We start from the raw sequence: 24,263 nt of genomic DNA, 5'->3' as shown, positions 1-24,263 counted from the left end.
TGTACCCGGAGTGAGCTTGCGAGGCATTTAATTGCGCACAACTGAATTGCGTGCTCTACTGGTGGAGCGCGGCCGACCACCGGCCGCCGCCACGGTTCATTTCTGCGAGAGGAACTCTCATGGACGCGCTCTACACCGCTGTCGCCACCGCCAACGGCCGCGAGGGCCGCACCGTCAGCTCCGACGGCCAGATCGACCTCGCCCTCGCCATGCCCCCGGCGCTCGGCGGCAACGGGCAGGGCACCAACCCCGAGCAGCTCTTCGCGGCCGGCTACGCCGCCTGCTTCGCCAGCGCGCTCGGCCTCGTCGGCCGCCAGGCCAAGGCCGACACCAGCGAGGTCTCCGTCACCGCGGAGGTCTCCATCGGCAAGGACGGCGCCGGCTTCGGCCTGGGCGTCACCCTGCGCGTCGAGCTCCCCGAGTCCCTGGCCGGCGAGACGGGCGCCCTGCTCGTGAAGCAGGCCCACGAGGTCTGCCCGTACTCCCGGGCCACCCGCGGCAACATCGACGTCGACCTCGTGATCGAGTAAAGATGCCGGACACCCGGCGCGCGGCGACCATAGAGGGGCAACGACCCTGAGGGGGGCCGCACGCCGGGAGGTGCCAGTGGCGCGCACGTATGCAACGGACGTCCTGGTCGTCGGCGCCGGCCCGGTCGGGCTGACCGCCGCCGCCGAGCTCCGCAGGCGCGGAGTCTCCTGCCGGATCGTCGACCGGCTGCCGGCCCGGCTGCCGTTCGCGAAGGCCGTGGGCATCCAGCCGCGCACCCTGGAGCTCTGGGACCGCATGGGGCTGGTCCGCGCGGCCCTCGAGGCGGCCGTCCCGATGCGCGGACAGTGCATGTACGTCAACGGCATCGAGCAGCCGCGCCTCGACCTCGTCCTGCCGCCCGAAGTGCCCTACGGGTTCGCGGCGCTGCCGCAGTACGAGACCGAGCGCATCATCGACGAGTTCCTGGTCCGCTTCGGGACCACGGTCGAACGCGGCACCGAGCTGGTGTCGTTCAGGCAGGACGCCGACGGGGTGACCTCCCGGCTGCACACCCCTTCCGGCGCCGAGGAAGAAGTGCGGACCCGGTTCCTGGTGGGCTGCGACGGCGCGCACAGCATCGTCCGCAAGGGGCTCGGGCTCAGCTACGAGGGCGGCGCCTTCCCCGAGGAGTACATGCTCGCCGACGTGCGGGTCGACTGGGACGTGCCGCACGGCTACGGCGTGCGCTCCGTGCACCGGGATGGCGACGGCGCCGTCGACGACTTGCTGGTGTGCATCCCGCTGCCCGGCCCGGGCCGGTACCGGATGTCCATGATGGTGCCGCCCGAACTCTCCACCGCCCGGCAGGCCGAGGCCGCCTCCGACGGCATCGCCCACGGTCTGCAGAGCAGCCGGGCCCCCGGACTGGCGGACATCCAGGCCGTCCTGGACCGGCTCTCACCGCAGCCGACCACCGCCTCCGACATCCGCTGGTCCTCGGTGTTCCGCATCAGCCACCGGATCGTGGACCGGTACGGGGACGGCCGGGTCTTCGTCGCCGGGGACGCGGCGCACATCCACCCGCCGACCGGCGCCCAGGGCATGAACACGGGGATCCAGGACGCCTGGAACCTGGCCTGGAAACTCGCCCTCGCGGTCCGGGACGCGGCCCGCCCCGGACTCCTCGCCAGCTACGACGCCGAGCGCCGGCCCATCGGCGAGGAAGTCGTAGGCCGCACCGTGCGCCACGCCGTCCAGGGAATCGAGTCCGACCCGGACGACCCGGAGACCCTGATGCTGCGCGAGGCCCAACTCCTCGTCGGCTACCGGGGAAGCCCGGTCGTCGACCCGCCCGGGGAGGGCCACGGGCCCCGCCCCGGCGACCGGGCGCCGGACTGCGGCGGGCTCACCGGGCACATCGCCGCCTACCCGCTGCGGCTGTACGACCTCCTGCGGGAGCGCGAGCACCTCCTGCTGCTGTACGGGACCGGACCCGGCCTCGGCGAACTCGCGCGGACGGCGGGGGAGTCCTCCGGCGGGCGCATGGAGGTCTGCGTGGTGCTCCCCGCCGATGACCCGCCCGATGCCCAGCCCGACGGCCAGGCCGGCGCGACCCCGCTGCCGGTCTACCGCGACGGCCGCGGCGAGTTCGCCCGCCTCTACGCGGCCGACCGGCCGACGGCCTTCGTGATCCGCCCGGACGGCTACCTGGGCGCCCGCCTCACCCCGCCCGCCCCGCAGTCGCTGGCCGCACACCTCGGGGCCGTCTTCGCCACCAACGGCGAGGCCTGACAGACGAGGCGAGGCGCGGTCGGCGGGCCGCGGTCAGGCCCGGCCGTCGGCGCGGGCCGCCTCACGGCGCCCGCGCTTGCCCAGCGGAGCCTGCGACAGGTCCTGGGCCTGCGACTTCAACTGCTTGAAGCCGTACCCGCGCTCGGTCAGCCAGCCCTCAGCCGCCAGCTCCGCACGGGCCGTCGCATCGAGGATGTCCTCCTCGGTCTCGCCCGATTCGAGGAAGCGGAAGGTGAAGAAGGGACGGGCCGCGAGGTCGTACGTGAGGTGCCCCTCGGCGGTGAACTCGGCGCGCAGCATGTCGTGCTCGGGCGCGGCCGCGAGCAGCTCGGCCCGCTGGTCGTCGGTCAGACCGTCGAACGAGCCGCGGATGGTGATGCGGAAGGTACGGGTACTCATCCCGGCAGAGTAGATCGGGCACCGCGCCCCATGCACCCGGATATCCGCCGGTCCGCCCCCGTCCGTCGGCCCGGTCCGCCGCCGGGACGCCCGGCGGAAGGCCGCGCACACCCTGAAAGCCACGGCAGGGACCCGGTTTTGGATTGCCGGACGATCCTCAATACGATCCGGCGATGATCACTAGAAAACGGCTGGCGGCCGGGGCGTGCGGCCTGCTCGCCGCCCTGGCCGTCGGGCTCTTCCCGGCGAGCGCCACCGCCGCAGACGGACCGACGGCGAAGGAACCCCCCAAGGTCGACCTCGTCCTCGACGTCAGCGGCTCCATGCGGGCGACCGACATCGACGGCCAGTCCCGGATGGCCGCGGCGAAGCAGGCCTTCAACGAGGTCATCGACGCCGTACCCGCCGAGGTGCAACTCGGCATACGGACCCTGGGCGCGACCTACCCCGGCGAGGACAGGGCGCTCGGCTGCAAGGACACCAAGCAGCTCTACCCGGTCGGGCCGCTCGACCGGACCGAGGCGAAGACCGCCGTGGCGACCCTCGCCCCCACCGGCTGGACGCCGATCGGACCGGCCCTCCAGGGCGCGGCCCAGGACCTCGAGGGCGGCAACGCCACCAAGCGGATCGTGCTCATCACCGACGGCGAGGACACCTGCGCCCCGCTCGACCCCTGTGAAGTGGCGCGCGACATCGCCGCGAAGGGCATCCACCTGGTCATCGACACCCTCGGCCTGGTGCCCGACGCCAAGACGCGGGCCCAGCTGACCTGCATCGCCGAGGCCACCGGCGGTACCTACACCTCGGTGCAGCACAAGGCGGAACTCTCCAGCAGAGTGCGCCAACTGGTCGACCGGGCCGCGGACCCGGTCGTCAACCCGGTCGCGACCGAGGGCGCCAAGCAGTGCCAGGGCGCCCCGCAGCTGAAGGCCGGCCTCTACAGCGACCGCGAGACCTTCGGCGAGCACCGCTGGTACCGGGTGGACGTCCTCCCGGGCCAGGAACTGCGCGCCTCGGTGAGCATCGGCGCCGACCGGGCCGTCAACAAGGACTACGGAGTCCTGCTGCGCGCCACGACCGTCCACGGGCGCGAGATCGTGCGCGGCTCGGAGGCGGGCGACGGCCGCACCGACGTCCTCTCGACCGGCCTGCGGTACCCGAAGGCCGAGATCGACGACGGGGACGGGGACGCGAAGCCCGCGGCGGAGACCGTCTGCATCCAGGTCAGCAACTCCTTCTCCGCTCCCGCATCCGTCAAGACCACCCCGGGCATGCCCGTCGAGCTGACCATCGACCTGGTGGACGGACCCGACGGGGCCTCCGACGTGGCCGCGTTCGGCCTCGGCCGCGGCTGGTGGCTGCTGGCCGTGCTGACGCTCGCCGGACTGCTGGCCGGTCTGGTGTGGGGCTGGATCTCGCGCTGGCGCATCTCCGTCTGGAGGACCAACTGATGCGTACCGTACGCACACTGACCGCCGCCCTGCTCGCCGGAGCCGCCGCCCTCGCGGTGGCGGGTACGGCCGTGGGCACGGCGGTCGCGGACACGCCCTCGGCGAGCCCCACCGCCACCCCGGCCAAGGGCACGGCCGACTCCGCCCCGACCGAGGCGGGCACCAGCTTCCGTACCGCCGCGGCGTTCCGGCCGGGCCAGAAGGCCACGGCCGGCGCGTCCACCGGCGACTACCTCTACTGGGTGCTGCCGCTCGACGCGCAGCAGCGCGTCACCGTGAAGGCCGCCGTCACGCTGCCCGAAGCGGCGACCCGGCACGGAGCCTCGACCTGGCAGCTCGACGTGTACGACGGACTGCGCCGCCGGCAGGCGTGCATGTACGGCACGCAGAGCGCGACCGCGGCGAAGGAAGCCGCCACCGTCGAACTGTCCTGCACCCTGCGTACCGTCCGGTCCGGCGCCGAGCCGTGGGCCAACGACCCGTTGCCGGGCAGCTACTACGTCCGCCTGACGGTCGTGGGCCTGCCGGAGGAGGACCTGGGCCTGCCGGTGCGCACGGCCGTCGAGGCCGACGTGAAGGAGACCGGCGGCGCCCACGCGGTGGACGGCGCCCTCTCCACGCCCCTGGTCGCGGGCACCGTGACCGCGTCCCTGCGCGAGCCGGAGGACGGCTGGTCCGGCGGCTGGTGGTCGGACCGCTGGATCTGGACCGCGATGGGCGGGTTGCTCGGAGCTGCCGCGGGCATCTTCGGGTACTCCCTGACGCGCGGCTCGGGCCGTCCGTCCCGGGTGCCGCACGGTGCCTGACCTGTCTGACCTGCCTGACCTGCCTGACCTGCTTCAGCAGGCCTGAAGGGTCCTGAACGGCGGAGGCGGTCGCGGCCATGGGGCCGCGACCGCCTCCGCCCCGGGCGGCCGTTCTAGCCGAGGCGGCTCATGCGGGTGCCGAACGACGGCTCGGCCAGGTCCTTCTGAACCGCCACCGGAACGCTCTTGGCCCCTTCGCCCTCACCGACGGTCAGTACGGCGACCTCGGCGCCGGCCTTCGCGGTGTGCGGCAGCGGCGAGGCCCCGGCGACGAGCGACAGCTTCAGCTGCTGGCCCGGTACGCCGACCACGTTCAGGTCCTTGGTGGCCACGAGCGGCATGCGGCCGCCGAGACCGTCGTCCAGGTACCCCACCGGCTGGCCCTTGCGGATGACCGGGGCCGACGCCAGGGCCCCCCGTACCGCCTCGATGATCTTCTTGCTGTTCGCCTGCACCAGAGCCAGGCTGTTCGTGGCGTCGGGGTCCGGGCCGTCCACGCGCTGGTCCATCAACGTGCCGAGGATCAGCTGGTCCTTGTCGCCGACCGACTTGTACGCCGCCCACATCAGGGCCCCGCCGGCGGGCGTGCTGGAGCCGGTCTTGATGCCCCGGACGCTCAGGCTCTGCTCCGTGAGCAGGACGTTGTTGTTGGTGAGCGGCTGGGGCAGCCCCTTGATGGTGGCGCTGGGCAGGGCGACGATCGCGCGGAACGTCTCGTCCTTCATGACGGCCTCGGCGAGCTTGAGCTGGTCCGTGGCGGTGCTGACGGTGCCCGCGTCCAGACCGCTGGGGTCCGTGTACGTGGTGCTGTTCATCCCGAGCTCCCGGGCGGCGGCGTTCATCTTCTCGACGAACGCGGTTTCCGAGCTGCTGCCGGTGTCCCAACGGGCCAGCAGCCGGGCCACGTTGTTGCCCGAGGGGATCATCAGCATCTTGAGCATGTCCTGCTGGCTGAACTTCTGGCCGACGGTGAGTCCCGAGATCCGGGACTCGTGCTCGGAGGTGCCGTCCGCCACGGTCTTCTGGTCGACCGTGATGTCGGGACCGGGGTCGGTCTTGCGCAGCGGGTGGCCCTTGAGGATCACGTAGGCCGTCATCACCTTGGCGACGCTGGCCGTCGGGACGGGCTTCTGCTCGCCGAAGGTGCCGAGGTCGCCGGAGCCGGAGACGCGAACGGCCCCCTGGCCCTTGGCGGGCCAGGGTATGGAGAACTGCCCGTCGACGGTGCGGTCGGTTTCGGCGGCGACCATCTGCGGGGCGGGCAGGGGGCGCAGCATCTGGGCGCCGACGTAGGCGCCGGCGAGGACCAGCAGGATGGGCGTCCACACCTTGACGCGGCGCAGGGCGGTCCGGCGGGGGGTCTCCGGCGGGGGAGGGGTGTTGGTGAGCTCGGCGAGCAGATCGAGCGCGGGCAGCGGCTGCGCGGTTGCCCCCGGCGGCCGGGGCTGGACCCGCGGCGCCGGCTTCGCCTCCGGCGCGGCGGGCGGGGGGACGTCGAGGTCCTTGAGCGCCACGAACTCGCTCGTCCGCTCCGCGTCCGCCTTCGCCCGCGCCCAAGCGGGCACCCTCGGAGAGGCGCCCCCCTCCCCGCCCGACGGGACCCGCCGCGGCCTGGGCGCGACGATGACCTGCGTCGCCTCCGCCCCAGCCCCGCCTTCGGCCTTGGCCCCGGGCCCGGCCGCAACGTCGGCCTCGGCGGCAGCAGCCGGGGCGCCGGTCCCAGCCACGGCTCCGCGGCCAGCTTCACCCTCCGGTTCGGCCTCGGCCTCCGCCCCGCCTTCGGTGTCGGCCTCGGCGTGGGCTGCGGGTGCCGCCTTGGTGGTGGGCCCGGTTGCGGCTTCGCCGACTGCCTCGGCCTCGGGTTCGGCCTGCGGCTCCGGCACGGCTTCGGAGTCGGCTTTGGCCTCGGGTGCCGCCGTGGTTCCGGGCTCAGCCGCGGCTTCGCCCGCCGCCTCGGCCTCGGCCTGACGCTCCGCCCCGCCTTCGGCGTCGGCCCCGGCCACGGCCACGGCCACGGGTTCGGCCTCGGCCACGGCCACGGGTTCGGCCTCGGCCCTGGTCACGGGTTCGACCACCGCGTCGGCTTCGGGTTCCGCCTGGGCCCCGGGCCCGGCCGCAGGCTTGCCCTCCGGTGCGACCTCAGCGGCAGGCTCCGCCCCGGCTTCGGCGTCGGCCTCGGGGGCCGCCTGGGTTGCGGGCCCGGCGGCTTCGTCGGCATCCTCGGCCGCCGATTCGGCCTCGGCGTCGGCCTGAGGCTCAACCACAGCTTCAGTGTTGACCTTGGCCGCGGCCTCGGGTGCCGCCTGGGTTGCGGGCCCGGTTTCGGTTTCGCCCGCGGCGTCGACCTTCGCCTCGCCGTCGGCCTCGGCCGTGACGTCGGCTACGGGGTCGTCTTCACCCTCCACCTCGGCGTCGGCCTCAGGTGCAGCCGCGCCTTCCTGGGCGGGTTCGCCCACCGCCCCGACCTCGGCTTCGGCGTCGCCCCGGGGCGTGCCCCCGACTTCGGCCCCAGCCCCGGCTTCCGCCGCAGCCCCTGCCTTGCCCCGCTCCGGTTTTCCCTCGGGGCCGTCTGCCCTGGGCCGGGGGGTGTTGGCCTGTGCCTGGTCGTGGCCCCTGCTGTCGGGGGCGACATGGGGCTCCGTCTCCGGGACGGTGGTCCCCTGTTCGATCTCCGGGTCGTCCGAGGAACCGCCCGCCACCGTTACCGCCTTCATCCCAGCCCCGCCTTGCTGCTCACACCGTTCCGACACTGTGCGGCGGGGCCCCGAGGAGCCCCGCCGCACCGGTAGATGTCCGTCGCGGCCCCGCTCGTTCCGTGTGCTTGATCCTGTGACAGTTCGGTCACATTCGATTGAGTACGCCTACTCATGACCGTGCCTCCCCGCCCGTCGACCATGGACCGCACCACCACCGCCGCACTCGAACGGGGCCGTCCATGCTCAGCCGAATCGCCGCCGCCCTCGTCCCCGCCTTCGGAAGGCTGACCGTCACCGCCGACCCGGGCGCGCGGCCCGCCGCCCCCAGCATCCTCGTCGCCAACCACACCTCCCTCGCCGATCCGGCCGTCGTGGTCGCCGCGCTGCGCCGGTACGGGATCGAGCCGGTGATCCTGGCCACCGGCGGCCTGTGGCGCGTACCCCTGCTCGGCTCCGCGCTCCGGCGCGAGGGGCACATCGCCGTCCACCGCGGCACCGCCCGCGCCGCCGACTCCCTGGACGCCGCCGCCGTCGCCCTCGCCTCGGGCCGCAGCGTGCTGCTCTACGGCGAAGGCGGCCTGCCGTCGCGCCACGACGCGGGGGAGGCGGCACCCGGCCCCTTCCGCAGCGGCCTGGCCCGGCTCGCCGCCGCGACGGGAGCTCCCGTCGTTCCCGTCGGCCAGGCGGGCGCCCGCCGCCTGTGCTCCGGCAGCAGCGCCAAGCAGCTCGCCGGAGTGGTCACCGCCCCGCTGCGCAGGCCCTGCCTGCACGTTCACATCGGCTCGCCGCTGCACCTCCCCGACCGGGTGCCGGAGGCGACGGACCGGGCCCGACGGGCCGTCACGGCCGCCTGGCGGACCGCCGCGCTCGCAGCAGGGGAGGCGTGCTCGGGCGATCCGAAGGAGACGGCCTAACGGGTGGCGTGCCCGAGGACGGCATGGGCGGCGGCCTCCCGGTCGGCGTCCGTGTCGATGAAGGACACCACCACCGGGCTGCTGCCCGTCGGGCCGCCGGCGGTCGCGCGCAGCCGGTAGCGCTCTACGCGCACGGCCTCGAGGGCGAGCGGGCCGCCGCCCGTGAACAGGGACAGCGGCTTGACGTCGTTGGCGATGCGGAACTCGGCCGGGCGCCACGTGCCCGAGGCCTGGTCGAAACGTTCCAGCAGGAAACCCGGCCCGCTGCCCGGCCGGTCGCCGGGTTCGCCGACCAGGGACTCCATCTGGAAGGCGACCAGCAGATGCCGGTACTCGGCGGAGTTCCCGTTCCGCAGGGTCACGGTGAACTCCTGCGCGACGCCCCCGCGTACGAGGGCGAGCCGGCCGCCCCGGGTGTCGACCGCGACGGTCAGCCGGGTCGGCGCCGGGGGTGGTGTCGCCGCCCGGGTCGTGGGTGCGGCCGGTGGCGCGGAGGAACCGGAAGGAGAGGCCGAAACGGGCGCGGAGGAACCGGAAGGAGAGGCCGAAACGGGCGCGGAGGCAGGGGCCGAGGAGGATGCGGCGGCGGCCGGCTCCGACGCGGAAGCGGACGACGACACCTGGGCGGAGGCCGGGACCGGGGCCGCCGCCGGGTCCTCGGCGCCCTTGTCCCCGCACCCCGTGGAACCCGCCAGCAGGACGGCGGCCACGGCCGCGGCGTACAGGCCCCTGCGGGGGCCTCGGGTTGCGGGCATGAGATCGGTTCCCCCCAGGGTCGGTCGGCTTCCGCAGGAACCTAGCAACCACGTGACCGGCCGACGAGCCCGATCGGGCCTCGGGGCGGCGACGGTTCGGTCACGGCCAGCCGCTCGCGGCAGCAGAAGCGGTGCGCGTCGGTGCGCTGGGTGCCGGAGCCGAGCGTGAGGGCGTTGAAGGGCAGCCCCCGGCCGTGTCCCGCGGCAGGACACAGCCGTATCGCGCGGCACCGGCCGACGTGTCGAAATGGGAAGGACGGCTCCGACGTCCCGTGCGAGAGGCTCCCGATCCCGGAGCCCGTGAGTAGAACAGAAGGAGTGGCACCCCATGAAGTACATGCTGATGGTCCTCGGGAAGCAGGCCGACTACGACGCCATGTACGGCAAGGCGAACAGCGGCGGCCCGGCATGGTCCGAGACGGAGCTGAAGGCGATGTACGAACACATGGGCGCCCTGAACGCCGAGCTCGTCGAGTCGGGCGAGTGGGTCGACGGACAGGGCCTTACCGAACCCCGCCAGGCCCGCCTGGTGACCGTCGGCGCCGACGGTGCCCCCGTGATCTCCGACGGACCTTACGGAGAGGCCAAGGAGGTGCTCGCCGGCTACTGGATCGTCGACGTCCCCGATTTCGCCCGGGCCGCCGAGATCGCGGCCCGCGCGTACGCCTGCCCGGCCCCCGAGGGCGCGCCGAACTACCCGGTCGTGGTCCAACCCGTCGACGCCGCCTCGGGAACCGAGATGTGAAGACGGAATCCACCCCCGTGAACGAGGACCTGCTGCGCCGGCTGGCGCCGCAGGTCCTCGGCGCGCTCGTCCGCCGCTACGGCAACTTCGACACCGCCGAGGACGCCGTACAGGAGGCCCTGCTCGCCGCCGCCCGGCAGTGGCCGGAGGAAGGCCGCCCGGACAACCCGCGCGGCTGGCTGATCCGCGTGGCTTCCCGCCGCCTCACGGACCAGCTGCGCAGCGAGGACGCGCGCAGGCGCCGCGAGGAGACCGCCGCCGCGCTGACCCCGCGTGACGCGTTCGTCGAGCCTCCACCGGGGGAGAGCCGCGCCCCGGGCGAGGACGACACCCTCGCACTGCTCTTCCTCTGCTGCCACGCGGAGCTGTCCCCCGAAGCACGGATCGCCCTCACCCTGCGTGCCGTCGGCGGCCTCACCACCGCCGAGATCGCCCGCGCCTTCCTGGTGCCCGAGACCACGATGGGGCAGCGGATCAGCCGGGCGAAGCGGCGCATCAAGGCCTCGGAGGCGCCGTTCGGCATCCCGCACGACGGACGGGACCGGGGGCGGGACCTCGACCCGGACCACGCCGAGCGGCTCGCCGACGTGCTCCACGTGCTCTACCTGATCTTCAACGAGGGCTACACCGCCACCTCGGGCCGCGATCTGCAGCGCGCCGACCTCGCCGCCGAGGCCATCCGCCTCACGCGCGCCGTCCACGCGCAGCTGCCGGACGACGGCGAGGTGGCCGGACTGCTCGCCCTCATGCTGCTCACCGACGCCCGCCGAGCCGCCCGTACCGACCCCGACGGCAGCCTGATCCCCCTCGCCGAGCAGGACCGCTCCCGGTGGGACCGCGCCGCCGTCACCGAGGGGGTCGCCCTGGTCAGCGACGCCCTCACCCGCACCCCGCTCGGGCCGTACCAGCTGCGCGCCGCGATCGCGGCCGTCCACGACGAGGCGGCGAGCGACGCGGACACCGACTGGGCGGAGATCCTCGCCCTGTACGAGGTGCTGATGCGACTCGTCCCCGGCCCCGTGGAACGCCTGGGCCACGCCGTCGCGGTGGCCATGGTGCACGGGCCGCGGGAGGCCCTCGCACTGCTCGCCGCGCTGGACGAGGACAACCGCCTCGCGGGCCACCACCGCCTCGAAGCCGTACGGGCCCACCTGCTGGAGATGGCGGGCGACCGGGCCGCGGCGCGCGCTGCCTACGCGAAGGCCGCAGGACTCACCCTCAGCCTCCCGGAGCGCCGCTACCTCCGGTCCCGGGCCGCCCGGATCGCGGAATGAGCGGGGCGTCCGCATTGCGGACATGGTCCATGGCTGTCCCACCCCCCGATTACTCTTGATCACGTGAGCCCGACCCCTGACGACCACTCCGCGGCCGAACGTTCCCTCGCCGCGATCAACGCCGACATCCGCTGCCTCTTCGCCCGCGCCGAGGGCCGCCTCTGCGACGCGGAGCGGATCCGGCACGCCACCCTGCTGCAGGAGTGGGCCGCGGCCATAAGGGCCTCGGTGGTTCCGGCCGCCTAGCGATGGTGGTTCGCTAGTGACCGCGGTCGCGTCCGACCGATGCGTGCCGGACCGATGCGTGCCGGACCGGTGCGTGCCGGACCGGTGCGTGCCGCACCGATGAGTGCGCGGCCCGGCGGCAGTCCTCCCTACGAGCATCCGCACGTACGAGAAGGTGGACCATGAGCGTGAGCGACCTGCGCAGCCTCCTGGAGACCCATGTCGGTGACGGATCGCTGCCCGGCGCCGTGGGCCTGGTGGCCCGCGGAGAGGACGTCGAGTTCGCGGCCGCCGGCTCCCTCGACACCTCCGGCACCGCCCCCATGGCCCGCGACTCCCTCTTTCGGATCGCCTCGGTCACCAAACTGGTGACCGCAGCGGCGACCATGATGCTGATCGAGGAGGGTCCGCTCGGCCTCGACGCCCCCGTGGCACGCTGGCTGCCGGAGCTCGCGGCGCCGATGGTCGTCCGTACCCCGTCCTCACCCGTCGACGACGTGGTTCCCGCCGACCGCCCCCTCACCGTCGCCGACCTCCTCACCTTCCGCGCCGGTTACGGCTTCCCCGCCGACTTCTCGCTGCCCGCCGTGGCCCCGCTGTTCAGCGAGCTCAAGCAGGGGCCGCCGCACCCCGGGCAGGTCGCGGCGCCGGACGAGTGGACGGCGATCCTGGCGCGCATCCCGCTCCTGCACCAGCCGGGAGAGGCGTGGCTCTACAACACCTGCTCCGACATCCTCGGGGTGCTCGTCGCCCGCGCGAGCGGACAGCCCTTCGAGGAGTTCCTGGCCGAGCGCGTCTTCGCACCGCTGGGGATGCGCGACACCGCCTTCGCCGTGCCGCCGGCGCAGCGCCACCGGTTGACCAGCTCCTACCGCGCCGACCCCGACGGCGGAGCCCTGGAGCTGGTCGACGCGCCCGACGGCCAGTGGAGCAGCCTCCCCCCGTTCCCGTCCGGCGGCGGCGGGCTGGTCTCCACCGTCGACGACGTGCACGCCTTCGGCCGGATGCTGCTCGCGGAGGGCGCGTACGAGGGCGGGCGGCTGCTCTCGACGGAGTCCGTACGGCAGATGACCACCGATCACCTCACCGCGCGACAGCGCGAGGAGGCCGCCCTGTTCCTGGAGGGCCAGGGCTGGGGATTCGGCGGTTCGGTCGACGTGGCCCGCCTCGACCCGTGGAACGTCCCGGGCCGGTACGGCTGGATCGGCGGCACCGGCACCGCCGCCCACGTGGTCCCCGCCACCGGGACGGTCACCGTCCTCCTGACCCAGCGGGAACTGACCGGACCCACCCCGCCCCAGGTGATGCGGGACTTCTGGACCTACGCCGCCACCCGGCACTGAGAGGCCCCTGCCCGCCGGCTACGCCCGTCCGCTACACCTCTCCACGACCGTCGCCGCCGTCGTCCTCCTCGGCGATCGCGGCCGCGGCGGCGCGCTCCCGCAGTCGGCGCTTGTCCGGCTTGCCCCGCGCGGTCAGCGGGATCGTCCGTTCCCAGAACACCGCGGTGGGCCGGTGTGCCGGGGACAGCTCCTTCTCCACCAGGTCACAGGCTTCGGCGGCCGCCTCCGCCCCGGTGGAACACCCGGCCGCCGGCACCAGGAAGGCGCACACCTCCTCGCCGGTGAGCTCGCTGTGCCGGCCCACCACCACGGCCTGCGCCACGGCGGGATGCCGGGCGAGCGCCGCCTCGACCGGCACGCAGTACACGTTGTCCCCGTCGACCATCACCACGTCCTTGACCCGGTCGTCGAGGTACAGGTAGCCGTCCTCGCCGAGGTGTCCCAGGTCCCCCGTCCGCAGCCATCCCTCCCGCAGCACCCCGGCCGTCAGCCCGGGCCGGCCCCAGTACCCGGCCATCATCGCCGCCGACCGCATCCACACCTCGCCGGTGTCTCCGGCCGCCGACGCCGCGCCCCGCTCGTCCCGTACCTCGACCTCCACCCCCGCGACCGGCCGTCCGACCGACGCGAGCAGCTCGGGCCGCCCGGCCACCGCCGCCTCGTGGTCGGCGGGGGAGAGGCGGCAGATCACCGCCGCCTCGTTCATGCCGTACCCCTGCTGCCACCGGCCGCCCCAGCGGGTCACCGCCTCCCGCAGCCGTTCGGGGTGGACGGGCGAATCGCCGTACGAGACGCTCTCCAGCCCGGGCATCCCGTGGGCCGTCACCGGGTCGGCCAGCAGCCGGTACACCATCGAGGTCGTCAGGTACGTGGACACCGGCCCCAGCCGCAGACAGGCGGCCGCGAACTCCCGGGTGCCGAAGGGGTCGAGGATCTCCACCCGCCCCCCGGCCCGCAGCTGCTCCAGGCACCGTCCGCCCGACCGCTGCGCGAGCGACGTGACCGACAGATACACCGACTCCGCCCAGCCCTCGGCGTGTACGGCGTTCCGCGCGGCCATCGCGCCGAAGGTGGAGGCCACCCCCTTGGGCCGCCCCGTGGTCCCGCCGGTGTACGTCACCCGCGCCACGTCGTCCTCCCGCGCCCCTACGGACACCTCTGCGGCCTCGCGGTGGGCGGCCCGCCGGAGCACCTCGTCCAGGGCGAGCCGCGGAGCCCCGGTCCCGGGCACCGCGACATCGTGCACCACCAGGTCCGGCCGGCAGTCCCGCAGGATGAAGTCCAGCCCGTACAGGGCCGGTCCGGCGAGCACCTGGGTCAGCCGCGCGCCCAGCAGGTGCGCGGCGATCCGTACGAGCAGCACCTCCGGCCGGTTCGTGCCCGCCACACAGGCCAGCCCCGAGCCGCGCCCGATCCCCTCCTCGGAGAGCACCACGGCCAGCCGGCCGGCGGCGTCCAGCACCTCCTGGAATTCCAGGACGACCGGGCCGGTCCCGAGCGCGGGCCGCCCCGCGTACCGCTCCAACGCCCCGACCAGCTCCGTGACATACCGTGCCGCCACCACGCGCCGACCCGCCTCTCGTGCCCCGCTCCACAGCACCCGGGGCCACCGGCATCATGGACGGCATGACGACCGAATCCCGTGCTCGTTCATTCAGCGCCGCGGCCGCGCGCTACGCAGACCATCGCCCCTCGTATCCGCCCGAGCTCTTCGACACGCTGGCGGAACTGGCCGGCTTTCCGCTGGCCGGCGCCCGGGCCGCCGACGTCGGGGCGGGTACGGGGATCGCCACCGCCCTGCTGGAGGCGCGCGGGGCCCGCGTGATCGGGGTGGAGCCGGGCGAGGGCATGGCCGCCGAGTTCCGGCGCCGCAACCCCCGTACGCCGCTCGTCCGCGGCGACGGCAACCGGTTGCCGCTGGCCTCCGGCTGCCTGGACCTGCTGACGTACGCACAGTCCTGGCACTGGACCGACCCGGCCCGTTCCGTCCCGGAGGCGCTGCGCGTGCTGCGCCCCGGCGGGGCGCTGGCGGTCTGGCAGAACGACCCGGACGTCACCGTCGGATGGATCGCGGATCAGCAGGCGCGCATCGAAGAGCGGTTCGGCCCGGGCTGGTACATCAACGAGCGCGCCCGCTCGCAGGAGGGGCTGAGCTTCGCCGTCCGCCACCTGACGTGGTCGCGCCGCGTCCCCGTCGAGACCCACCTGGCCAAGCTGTCCACGCACTCCCTCTTCCTCGTCGGCAAGCCCGGCACGGACGCCTTCCTCGCCGACGAACGCGCCCTCCTCATGCGCCGTTTCCCGGACGGCCGGGTGGAGGAGCGCTACGCCGTCGAGCTGAGTCTGGCCGTACGCGGCCCCGATGTGCCGGAGCGGCCGATCGGGTGAAGCGGCGGAACCTGTCGCCGCCCCGTGCGTTGATCAAGGCGCTCACCCACCATGCACTCGTGCGACATAAGGACCCCTGATGCTGAAGAAGATTGTGGCCACCGCCGCCGCCACCGCGTCCATCGTCGGCGCAGGCGCCGCCATGGCCGCCCCGGCCATGGCCATCGGCAACGACCAGGGCGTCACCACCGTCAACGGCAACGGTTCCCAGCAGATCTACGGCAACCAGAAGACCCACGGTGACCTGAGCCCGCAGCTCGGCGTGGTCCAGGGCACCCTGAACAAGCCCTGCATCGGCCTGCCGGCGAAGCTCAACGCCCAGTCGATCCTTGCCTTCGTCAACATCGGTGTCCAGGACATCCCGATCGCGTCGAACCCGCAGAACCAGCAGTGCACCGAGAACTCCACCCAGGCCAAGGGCGACGAGACGCTCTCGCACATCCTGGACAACATCCCGGTCCTGTCGGGCAACATCTCGTCGGGTAGCTGACGCAGTCCCCTTGTGCGAGCCGGGGCCTCCGACGCCTGCGCGAGTGCCCACGGGGCCCCGGCTTGTTCCACCCGGATCCGCGGATCCACCGTTCAACCGGCGCGCGCCGGCCCGATGGCCGTCACCGTGGGCACCGAACCGCACCTCGAAGAGCCTCTCGCCCGACCGGGCGGGAGGCTCTTCGGCGTGTCGGAAGGGCTTCGTCAGAAGGGCTTCGTCGGGAGGTACTTGCCGTCCAGGGTGATGACGGCGCGCTCGCCGCCCTCGGGGTCGGCGACCTTCTTCACGTCCAGCCTGAAGTTGATCGCGCTGATGATGCCGTCGCCGAACTGCTCGTGGACCAGGGCCTTCAGGGTGGTCCCGTACACGTGGAGCATCTCGTGGAAGCGGTAGATCGTCGGATCGGCCGGGACACCACCGGTCACCGGGCCGCGGGCCGGGATCGTCTGCAGGAGCAGCGCCGCGTCCCCGTCGAGGCCGAGCACACGACGATGCCGGTGGACCTCGCGGCCGCCGAGCGGGCCGTCACGGACCTCGCCGACCTCTCGCGCGGCCACCTGCGCCTCGCCCTGAGCCCCACCTTCACCGCGTACCTCGTGGGCCCGCTCGTCGCCGCACTCCACGCCGCCCACCCCGGCATCACCCTGGAGCTCCGGGAGATGCCCCAGGACCTCATCGAGGCCGGCCTGCTCGCCGACGACCACGACCTCGGCCTCGCCTTCGAGGGCCCGCACCTGCCGGGCATCGCGGCGACCCCGCTGTTCACGGAGACCCTCGCCCTGGTCGCCGCCGCCGACGCGGATCCTGAGCCCCTTGCCGTACGCGACCTGGCGGCACGCCGGCTGGCCCTGCTCAGCGGGGACTTCGCCACCCGCGGGCACGTCGACGCCTACCTCGCCGCCCACGGAGTCCGGCCGCCCGTCGCGGTCGAGGCGAACTCCGTCCAGGCCCTCACCGAAATCGTCCGGCGCACCTCACTGGCGACCGTCCTGCCCGCCGCGGTCACCGACGACCACCCGTACCTGCGCCCCGTCCCGCTGGACCCCGCCCTCCCGTCCCGCACGGTCGCCCTGCTGCGCCGCGAGAACGCCTACGAGAGCGCCGCCTCCCGCGCCTTCACCGAGCTCATCGCCCACCTGGTCCGCACCCGCGGCTACCACCCCGCCGGGGCGGCCACCGCCTAGCCCGCGGGGAAGGCGGTCCGCCTCCCCGCCGCGCCCGGGAGCGCGGAGCGGGGAGGCGGACGGGAGGGGGAGCGGGCGGGGTCAGTTGCGGGTGCACTCCCTCCAGGCCAGGTGGTAGACGGTGTTGATGCTGCCGTCCGTGGAGTCCATGGTCATGTAGCTGGTGGACGAGGGGGCCGAGGTGCCTCTGCTGACCCGCAGCTCGGTGTTGATGTTGAAGTTGCGCTGCACGCCGCACGGCGCCCACACCAGCTGGGCCCAGTCGGTCACGTCGGTGGCCTGCCAGTTGTCCTCGAGCGGGCCGTTGAAGTTGTGCGTGCGGGCGGCCGTGTCCGGGGAGCCCTGGAAGTAGTACGAGGCCTTCTCGGTGCTCTTCGCGCCCGGCGCCAGGGAGGCGTAGCCGCGGTAGTCGGCACTGGCGACCGCGTAGGTGAAGCCGTGGGGCACGTGCACGATCAGGCTGAGCTGGCAGTTCTTGCGCGCCGCGGTGGGCGGTGCGCCACCGCCGACCTGAGCGAGGTACTGGCTGTAGGTCACGGTGAACGCGGTGTTGTCCTGGGACACCGCCACCTCCGCGGTGTCCTTCGGACACCCGGATCCGTTGACGGTCGCGACCTCGATCACGATCCGGTCGGGCGGCGGGTCCACGATGGTCGAGGGGGCGGGCTGCGCGGGCAGGGTGGCGGTGAGCAGGGCGCCGATCGCGCCGCTCACGAGGAATCCACCGGACATGTCTCTCCAATCCACTGCTTCGGTACGGGCGGCGCGCGGGGGCGCGCCTGAAGTGCCGCAGGGTGGGGGGATGCGTCCGGCCAGAGCGGGGCCGGGTCGTCACGGACCGGTGCAGGACGGAACGGAACGCGCACATGCATGGGGACGGGGATGGGGCATGCGCGACGGGCATCCGGTCCGTGAAGACCGGGTGCCCGAATCGTAGGAACCCTTGGCGGGGTGGAACAGCGCGATGTCCGGCCAATCGCGCCGCCCCGTCCGGACCGACCGGATCAGGTCACGCGCCCGCGGTGTCCGGACTGGCGAGGCGTTCGACGCGGGCCAGGAACTCGGTGGGGTGGAACGGCTTCGCGAGGCACTCGCTCACCCCGGCCTCCAGCGCGCGGACCGTGCACTCCGGGTCCGCGGGCGGCAGCGCGAGGATCGGCACGCGCCCGTGGTCGGGGTGCCGGCGGATCTCCTCGAACATGGCCACCTCGTCCAGACCCGGACCGGTGCGCTCGCAGATCACCAGGGCGATCGGGCCGGCGCTGCCCAGCAGGGCAACGGTGTCCACCCCGCTCCCGCCGTCGACCACGGCGAACCCCCGGCCGACGAGGAGCCGCTCCAGCAGGCTCCGGAGGGTGCGCTCCTTCGCCACAAGGAGGATCTTGCTCGGGGAATCGCCGCTCATGGTGTTGCCTCTTCGTTCGCGTCCGGGGGTCCTGGAGAGCGTACGAGGTGGGGCGTGTGAGCGCCCGCTCCGGGGCACCTGATCAGGTAGCTTCGAGCCATGACCAATGAGCCGCAGAGCTTCCAGATCCTGCTGGTGCCCGAGCACATCGAGAACCTGCGCGGGGCCTCCGCCGCCGACAGGGCCCTGCGCGTGGCCACGGTCGAGGCGACCGGCGAGACCGGCTCCTCCGGGTACCCCCACTACCGGGGTGAGGGCATGGAGGCCGACATCGACCCGCGTACGCGCTCGATCGAGGCGCTGCTCGTCGACGGCGCGGAGCTGGACCTCGGCCTGACCGCCATGATCGCCCCCGAGCGGGGCGGGAGCGGCACCTCCAAGTGACGACGGGCCGCCGGCCCCGGCCGCGCACGGAACGGCTGCCGGGCAACCTTCCCGGATACCTGCTGACGCCGTAGAAGGGAAGAGCGGCAATCCGGTTGTCCCGGTCTTCTCGATGTTGGCCGGGAGCGGGCCAGCGCCGAAGGGCCCCGCGGCGTAGCGTTTTTCACTCAGGGAAGAACGCCGGAGCCGCATCGAGGAGACCGAGATGACCAAGTCCGTTCCCCAGGAGACGAGTTCGCGTTCGGCAGTGCAGGAGGTCCTGGACCGGGCCGTGAGCGAGAGCGGCCTTCCCGGCATGGTCGCCGAGGTCCAGGACGGCGCGGGCCGCTGGTTCGGGGCGGCGGGGGTGGCGGACACGGCGACCGGGCGCGCGCGGCTGCCGCAGGAGCAGTTCCGCATCGGCAGCGCCACCAAGACGTTCACGGCCACCCTCCTCCTCCAGCTGGCGGCCGAGCGCAGGCTCGGCCTGGACGACACCGTCGAGCAGTGGCTGCCGGGCCTGGTCAGGGGGAACGGCAACGACGGCGGCGGGGTCACGCTCCGCCAGTTACTCGGGATGACCAGCGGCCTCTTCAACTACGCCCAGGACGAATCGCTGACGTCCAGGCACTACGGCCCCGCCTTCCTGGAGCACCGCTACGACCGGTTCCGCCCGGAGGAGCTGGTGGAGGTCGCCATGTCCCACGCCCCCGACTTCGCGCCGGGCGAGGGCTGGACCTACAGCAACACCGGCTACATCCTGAGCGGCCTCGTCATCGAGAAGGTGACCGGCCGGAGCTGCGCCGACGAGCTCGAGCAGCGCATCGTCCGCCCGCTCGGACTGACCGGAACCTACCTGCCGGGCGATGACCAGCACGAGCTGAGCGGACCGCACACCCGCCTCTACAGCAAGAACCACCTGCCCGCGCCCGATGCCGAGATCCACGACGTGACCGAGCTCAACGCGAGCTTCGCCTGGACGGCCGGCGGAATGGTCTCCACCGTCGGCGACCTGAACCGGTTCTTCGGCGCGCTGCTCGGCGGCCGGCTGCTGCCGCCCGCCCAGCAGGAGGAGATGTTCACCGTGTTCCCCACCCCCGAGGGCAAGTGGATCCCCCACACCTCCTACGGCCTCGCCGTGGCCTCGGTGGAGCTGTCCTGCGGCGAGCGGGTCTGGGGCATGGGCGGCGCCTTCACCGGATCGTTCTGCTACACCTTCGGCACCCGTGACGGCGGGCACCTCGTCTCCCAGAGCCTCAACGGCGACTGGAGCGACCCGATCGGCCTCTTCACCGAGGTGCTCGAAGCCGAGTTCGCCCGGGGCGGATCCGTGTGACGAGGACCCCGCCTGCGGTCCTCCTCCCCCGCGCGGGGGAGCGGCACCGTACGCGGGGAGGAGGCGGCGGCGCGGGCCCGCGCAACAGGATGGGGTCATGACCCGATCACCGAGGACCCAGCGGACCGGCGCGCTCATCGCTTGCGCCGGTGCGCTCGCCTACACCGTGAGCAAGATCGACCTCGCCCGGGACGGCGAGCTGGGCATGCCGGGCTTCCCCGCACCGCAGGAGGCCTACGCCCAGGTCGCCGATGTCACGGTTGCCCAGCTGGGCAACGCCGGCCTCGGTCTGCTGATGGCCCTCGTCGCCCTGCTGCTGGTCCGCCCGCTCGCCGCCCGGTACGTCCGGTGGGCCGCGGTCGCCGTCTCCTGGGTGGGCATCGCGATGGTCGGGGCCGGGGTCGTCGGCTTCGGCGCGCGGGCGGCGGGTGTGGCCCCGAGCCTCGGCGACACGCCCCCCGACATGGGCACGGCCCTCGCGGCGCTGACGGTCGGCGCCGTCTGGGTGGCGGGTTGGAGCGTGGCCGCGGTCGGCGCGGTACGGGGCCGCGACCGGATCAGTGCCGCGCCCACCAGCGCGTACGCCGCGTCCCGTTCGGCCGAGAGGCCGTGGTCGAAGCCGCGCACGGGCCCCTGATCGACCGATACGTCCACACGGGAACGGTACGGAAGGCGTCCGGCCCGGCCCCCGTCGTACGGGGGCCGGGCCGGACATCGGAGGGCCGGGCGGGCGTCAGCTCACCTGGAGGGCGACATCGTCCACGACGAAGGAGGTCTGGAGGGACTGGTCCTCCACGCCGTTGAACTTCAGGGTGACGGTCTGGCCGGCGAACGCGGAGAGGTCGTAGGACTTCTCGGCGTAACCGGAGTTCGCGTCGAGGTTGGAGAAGGACGCCAGCGTCTGGCTGCCCGCGGAGACGGTGAACCGGTCGTAGACGACGTTCTCGTCCTCGTCCGTGTCGATGTGGAGGAAGAACGACAGCCGGTACGAGGCGCAGCCCGACGGGATGGCCAGCGACTGCGAGGCGCTGTCGGTGTGGGTGGACCCGTACCCGTTCAGCCACGCCTTGTAGGTGCCGCCGTGCGGGGCCTGCCCGGACTGGTTGGTGATGACGCCCGCGGTCGCGCTCCACGGACTGGCGCCGTTCTCGAAGCCGCCGTTGACCACGAGCTGGCGCGGCGTGCAACTGCCGCCGCCGGTGACGGTCAGGGTGTAGGTGGTGGTGTGGCTGACGGTGCCGGAGCCGGTGACCGTCAGGGTGTAGGTGCCGGGCACGGTGCTCGCGCCGACCTGGACGGACAGGGTGGAGGAGCTGCCGGACTGTACGGACGCGGGGCTCAGCGTGGCGCTCACGCCGGCCGGCGCGCCGGTGACGGAGAGGACGATGGTCTGGGCGGCGCCGCTCACGGTGGTGGTGTTCACGGTGGCGGTGGTGGAACCGCCGGGGGCCGCGCTGCCCGCGGACGGGCTGACACCGATGGAGAAGTCCTGCGCGGGGGTCTCACCGCCGACGGCCTGCTTCCACACGGCGTAGGCGACGCCGTCGGCGCTGCGGTCCAGCACGGTGGCGTTGATGTTGTTCGTGGTGTCGCAGGAGCTGTGGTAGCAGGGGTCGTAGGCGGCGTTCGCCGTGCCGCCCCACTTCGCAGCCTGCGCCGAGGTCTTGCGGGCGCTGGCCCCGGCCGCGTAGCCGGACGTGGGGATGCCGCCCTGCTGGAAGGAGTAGTCGTCGCTGCGGCCCTGGCCCTCGGTGTTCTCCTCGGGTGCCAGGTTCAGCGAGGTCCAGTACGCCTTGAGCGGGGCCGCGGTGGCGGAGTTGACGTTGTTGATGAAGTAGCCGCCGTTGGTGGAGCCGACCATGTCGAAGTTGTAGTAGCCCTTGATGGCCGCGCGCTGGGCGCTGCTCAGCTGGTTGACGTAGAACTCGGACCCGTTCAGGCCCTGCTCCTCGTCCGTCCACCAGGCGAAGCGCACGTGCTTGGTCATGGTGGGGTTCTTCTGGGCGAGGACGAGCGCGTTCTCCAGGAGGGCCGCGGAGCCCGAGCCGTTGTCGTTGATGCCGGGGCCGGCCGAGACGCCGTCGAGGTGGGCGCCGAACATGACGGTCTGGTCGGCCGGGCCGCCCGGCCAGTCGGCGATCAGGTTGTTCGACGGGTAGGTGCAGGAGGAGCAGTTCTGCTCGGTGACGGTGTAGCCGGCGGCCTGCAGCTTGCCCTTCACGTAGGCCAGCGACTGGGTGTAGCCGGCGCTGCCCGCACGGCGGTGGCCGCCGTTCTGGGAGGCGATGGTGCCGAACTGGGCCAGGTGCGCCTGCACGTTGGCGACGCTGATGTCCGGCGGGTCGTTGCCGGGTTGGGTGCCGCCGACGTTGAGCGTGTAGTCGACGGTGTGGGAGAGGGCGGCGCCCTGTCCCCTGACGACGACGGTGGACGCGCCGGGCGCCGCGTTGGCGGTGGCGGTCAGGGTCAGTACGGAGGACTGGCCGGACTGCACGGTGGCCGGGTTGAAGGAGGCGCTCACCCCGGCCGGCAGGCCGCTCGCGGTCAGCGTCACCGACTGGGCGGTGCCGGTGGTGACGGTGGTGCCGACGGTCGTGGTGACCGTACCGCCCTGCTGGACGGTGCCCGACGAGGGGTTCAGCGCCATCGAGAAGTCGTTGTTCTGGCCGCTCGGGGTGCAGGTCGGGTCGGCGGGCTGGGCGGGCACGCTGATCGCGTCCCAGGCGCCCTTGGTCTTGTTGAAGAGGTCGCAGGTGGCGTCGAGCGACTTGGCGGAGCTCAGCGTCGCCGTGCGGTACTTCTTGTAGGACATGCTGCTGGTCTTGAGCAGCATGCCGCCGTAGAAGATCTTGCCGGCGTTCTGGACGCCCACCCCGGTGACCGTGGACTGGTTGCAGGTGGGGCTGCTCGGCTTGCCGCCGCCCGGGTTGCTGCCCTCGGCCAGCAGGTAGAACCAGTGGTTCAGCGGGCCGGCGGCCTTGTGCACCTCGGTGCCGGGTATCGCGGAGCTGTAGCAGGCCGGGTCGTTGTTGACGGCCGGCGGGTTGTACATGTTGCGGATCGGGCCGCGGCCCTGCAGGTTGATGACCTCGCCGACGGTGTAGTCCGGGGTGTCGTACGGGGCCGGCTGGTTGATGTACGCCTCGGTCAGCGCGCCGAAGATGTCGCCGGTGGCCTCGCCGAGACCGGACTCCTGGCCGCTGGTGCCGCCGGGGGTGTTGGAGTCGATCGCGTGGCCGTACTCGTGGGCCACCACGTCCACGCCGGCGATCCACTCGTTGGCGCTGTTGTGGCCGATGGTGACCGAGCTGCCGTCCCAGTAGGCGTTGAGGTCGTTCAGGCCGACCTTGCCGGGGAAGCTGCGGCCGTTGCCGCTGATGCCGTTGCGGCCGAGCCACTGGGAGAGCATGTCCCACTGCTTCTGCGCCGCGAACATCAGGTCGACGCAGCCGGTCTCCTTGCTCGTGGGGTTGCCGGTGCCCCAGGAGTCGGAGGACTTGGTGAAGACCGTGCCATTGCCGTAGTCGGCGCAGCTGAGGCCGGTCCGGTTCGGGTCGCGCAGCGTGTACGTGGAACCCGAGCTGGTGGTGTCGAGGGAGATCGGGCCCGGCCCGTTCCACTTGCTGTTGCCGGAGCCGGCCACCACGTCGTCGTAGCTGTCGACGAAGGCGCCGGTCCGCGCGTCCGTGAAGACGTGCAGTCTGCTGGGAGCGGTCCTGGTACGGCCGCTGAGCACGGTCTCCCAGGCCAGCACCGGCTTGTCGTCCTTGAGCCGGACGACGAGCCGGCTGCTCTCGACCTTGTCGACCGAGGCCAGCCTCGCCCGTGCGGTGGTCTCGGCGTCCTTCGCGGAGACCGACGCGCGGGTCGCCACGTCGATCCGTACGGAGGAGGCCGACTGGAGGGCGCGCACCTTGCCGGTGCCGTCGGCGAGCACGACCGCGTCGCCGCCGACGACCGGCAGGCCGCGGTAGCTGCGCTCGTACGAGACGGAGTAGAGGTCCTTCACCCAGGGGGTGACGAGGCGCCTTTCGTACTGTTCCTGCGAGGAGTTGACCAGGGAGTCGAGACCACTGTCGACGGCCTGGTCGGCCGCCGCGACCGCACGCGCGGCCGGTGTGTCCTTCTGGGACGGTGCGGGCTGCGCCTGCTGCGCCGCCGATGCCGTCCCGGCCAGGGTGCCGGCGAGACCTGCGGTCAGCGCCATCGCCGCCACGGCCGCCGTCC

22 protein-coding genes and 1 pseudogene are annotated in these 24,263 nt (G+C 73.1%); 15 read left to right on the top strand and 8 right to left on the bottom strand.

Annotated features, from left to right (window positions below):
* Positions 1-119: 119 nt before the first annotated feature.
* Entirely contained in the window at positions 120-530 is a 411-nt protein-coding gene (locus tag RIU97_RS01385) for an organic hydroperoxide resistance protein (protein ID WP_030770995.1), read from the top strand.
* Positions 531-606: 76 nt separating this feature from the next.
* Entirely contained in the window at positions 607-2,262 is a 1,656-nt protein-coding gene (locus tag RIU97_RS01380; protein ID WP_404952869.1) for an FAD-dependent monooxygenase, read from the top strand.
* A gap of 33 nt (positions 2,263-2,295) precedes the next feature.
* Here the strand turns inward: RIU97_RS01380 and RIU97_RS01375 are convergent, their stop codons facing one another.
* A complete protein-coding gene (locus tag RIU97_RS01375; RefSeq protein WP_404952868.1) occupies positions 2,296-2,661 on the bottom strand; it encodes a DUF6204 family protein in 366 nt (121 codons plus the stop codon).
* A 173-nt stretch (positions 2,662-2,834) separates the two neighbouring features.
* Here RIU97_RS01375 and RIU97_RS01370 point away from each other — a divergent pair, with 173 nt between their 5' ends.
* Together RIU97_RS01370 and RIU97_RS01365 are read left to right on the top strand one after the other, a co-directional pair.
* A complete protein-coding gene (locus tag RIU97_RS01370) occupies positions 2,835-4,112 on the top strand; it encodes a VWA domain-containing protein (RefSeq protein WP_404952867.1) in 1,278 nt (425 codons plus the stop codon).
* Entirely contained in the window at positions 4,112-4,918 is an 807-nt protein-coding gene (locus tag RIU97_RS01365; RefSeq protein ID WP_404952866.1) for a hypothetical protein, read from the top strand. The genes RIU97_RS01370 and RIU97_RS01365 overlap by 1 nt, the downstream gene beginning before the upstream one ends.
* A gap of 113 nt (positions 4,919-5,031) precedes the next feature.
* On the opposite strand, the gene RIU97_RS01360 is transcribed toward RIU97_RS01365, so the two are convergent.
* On the bottom strand, positions 5,032-7,632 hold the full coding sequence (locus tag RIU97_RS01360) for a D-alanyl-D-alanine carboxypeptidase family protein (RefSeq protein ID WP_404952865.1): 2,601 nt from the start codon (positions 7,630-7,632) through the stop codon (positions 5,032-5,034).
* A gap of 221 nt (positions 7,633-7,853) precedes the next feature.
* On the opposite strand from RIU97_RS01360, the gene RIU97_RS01355 reads away from it, so the two are divergent.
* Positions 7,854-8,528 carry a lysophospholipid acyltransferase family protein gene (locus RIU97_RS01355; RefSeq protein WP_404952864.1) on the top strand — a complete coding sequence of 225 codons (675 nt, stop codon included), beginning with the start codon at positions 7,854-7,856 and terminating at the stop codon, positions 8,526-8,528.
* Here the strand turns inward: RIU97_RS01355 and RIU97_RS01350 are convergent.
* On the bottom strand, positions 8,525-9,283 hold the full coding sequence (locus tag RIU97_RS01350) for a hypothetical protein (protein ID WP_404952863.1): 759 nt from the start codon (positions 9,281-9,283) through the stop codon (positions 8,525-8,527). The two genes, RIU97_RS01355 and RIU97_RS01350, sit on opposite strands and share 4 nt — an antisense overlap.
* Before the next feature lie 328 nt (positions 9,284-9,611).
* On the opposite strand from RIU97_RS01350, the gene RIU97_RS01345 reads away from it, so the two are divergent.
* The 4 genes from RIU97_RS01345 (at position 9,612) to RIU97_RS01330 (ending at position 12,870) form a co-directional block, all read left to right on the top strand.
* Complete coding sequence (locus RIU97_RS01345; RefSeq protein ID WP_404952862.1) at positions 9,612-10,028, top strand: YciI family protein; 417 nt, start codon at positions 9,612-9,614, stop codon at positions 10,026-10,028.
* Complete coding sequence (locus RIU97_RS01340; protein ID WP_404952861.1) at positions 10,025-11,302, top strand: RNA polymerase sigma factor; 1,278 nt, start codon at positions 10,025-10,027, stop codon at positions 11,300-11,302. The genes RIU97_RS01345 and RIU97_RS01340 overlap by 4 nt, the downstream gene beginning before the upstream one ends.
* A gap of 63 nt (positions 11,303-11,365) precedes the next feature.
* Entirely contained in the window at positions 11,366-11,548 is a 183-nt protein-coding gene (locus tag RIU97_RS01335) for a hypothetical protein (protein ID WP_404952860.1), read from the top strand.
* 161 nt (positions 11,549-11,709) lie between these two features.
* Positions 11,710-12,870, top strand: coding sequence for a serine hydrolase domain-containing protein (locus RIU97_RS01330; RefSeq protein ID WP_404952859.1), 1,161 nt, complete (start codon positions 11,710-11,712; stop codon positions 12,868-12,870).
* A gap of 31 nt (positions 12,871-12,901) precedes the next feature.
* On the opposite strand, the gene RIU97_RS01325 is transcribed toward RIU97_RS01330, so the two are convergent.
* A complete protein-coding gene (locus tag RIU97_RS01325; protein WP_404952858.1) occupies positions 12,902-14,434 on the bottom strand; it encodes an AMP-binding protein in 1,533 nt (510 codons plus the stop codon).
* A 62-nt stretch (positions 14,435-14,496) separates the two neighbouring features.
* Here RIU97_RS01325 and RIU97_RS01320 point away from each other — a divergent pair, with 62 nt between their 5' ends.
* A complete protein-coding gene (locus RIU97_RS01320) occupies positions 14,497-15,258 on the top strand; it encodes a class I SAM-dependent methyltransferase (protein ID WP_404952857.1) in 762 nt (253 codons plus the stop codon).
* Between the two features lie 79 nt (positions 15,259-15,337).
* Entirely contained in the window at positions 15,338-15,748 is a 411-nt protein-coding gene (locus tag RIU97_RS01315; RefSeq protein ID WP_404952856.1) for a rodlin, read from the top strand.
* A 203-nt stretch (positions 15,749-15,951) separates the two neighbouring features.
* On the opposite strand, the pseudogene cynS reads toward RIU97_RS01315, so the two are convergent.
* Positions 15,952-16,233, bottom strand: a pseudogene (cynS, locus tag RIU97_RS01310) (cyanase); the annotation flags it as partial.
* A 6-nt stretch (positions 16,234-16,239) separates the two neighbouring features.
* Here cynS and RIU97_RS01305 point away from each other — a divergent pair.
* Positions 16,240-16,932, top strand: coding sequence for a LysR substrate-binding domain-containing protein (locus RIU97_RS01305; protein ID WP_404952855.1), 693 nt, complete (start codon positions 16,240-16,242; stop codon positions 16,930-16,932).
* 81 nt (positions 16,933-17,013) lie between these two features.
* Here RIU97_RS01305 and RIU97_RS01300 read toward each other — a convergent pair whose 3' ends face one another.
* Together RIU97_RS01300 and RIU97_RS01295 are read right to left on the bottom strand one after the other, a co-directional pair.
* Positions 17,014-17,664 (bottom strand): DUF4360 domain-containing protein, encoded by a 651-nt coding sequence (locus tag RIU97_RS01300; RefSeq protein WP_404952854.1) that lies wholly within the window; start codon positions 17,662-17,664, stop codon positions 17,014-17,016.
* Positions 17,665-17,941: 277 nt separating this feature from the next.
* A complete protein-coding gene (locus RIU97_RS01295) occupies positions 17,942-18,337 on the bottom strand; it encodes a two-component system response regulator (RefSeq protein ID WP_404952853.1) in 396 nt (131 codons plus the stop codon).
* A gap of 99 nt (positions 18,338-18,436) precedes the next feature.
* Here RIU97_RS01295 and RIU97_RS01290 point away from each other — a divergent pair, with 99 nt between their 5' ends.
* The 3 genes from RIU97_RS01290 (at position 18,437) to RIU97_RS01280 (ending at position 20,673) form a co-directional block, all read left to right on the top strand.
* Positions 18,437-18,721: a hypothetical protein gene (locus RIU97_RS01290; protein ID WP_404952852.1), complete on the top strand. Its 285-nt coding sequence runs from the start codon at positions 18,437-18,439 to the stop codon at positions 18,719-18,721.
* Between the two features lie 205 nt (positions 18,722-18,926).
* Positions 18,927-20,036 carry a serine hydrolase domain-containing protein gene (locus RIU97_RS01285; RefSeq protein ID WP_404952851.1) on the top strand — a complete coding sequence of 370 codons (1,110 nt, stop codon included), beginning with the start codon at positions 18,927-18,929 and terminating at the stop codon, positions 20,034-20,036.
* 97 nt (positions 20,037-20,133) lie between these two features.
* Positions 20,134-20,673 (top strand): hypothetical protein, encoded by a 540-nt coding sequence (locus RIU97_RS01280; RefSeq protein ID WP_404952850.1) that lies wholly within the window; start codon positions 20,134-20,136, stop codon positions 20,671-20,673.
* Positions 20,674-20,769: 96 nt separating this feature from the next.
* Here the strand turns inward: RIU97_RS01280 and RIU97_RS01275 are convergent, their stop codons facing one another.
* On the bottom strand, positions 20,770-24,243 hold the full coding sequence (locus tag RIU97_RS01275; RefSeq protein WP_404962721.1) for a M28 family peptidase: 3,474 nt from the start codon (positions 24,241-24,243) through the stop codon (positions 20,770-20,772).
* Positions 24,244-24,263 lie beyond the last annotated feature (20 nt).

Source organism: Streptomyces sp. 147326 (assembly GCF_045000215.1).
Taxonomy (GTDB): Bacteria; Actinomycetota; Actinomycetes; order Streptomycetales; family Streptomycetaceae; genus Streptomyces.
This window is presented reverse-complemented; position numbering and strand designations above follow the sequence as displayed.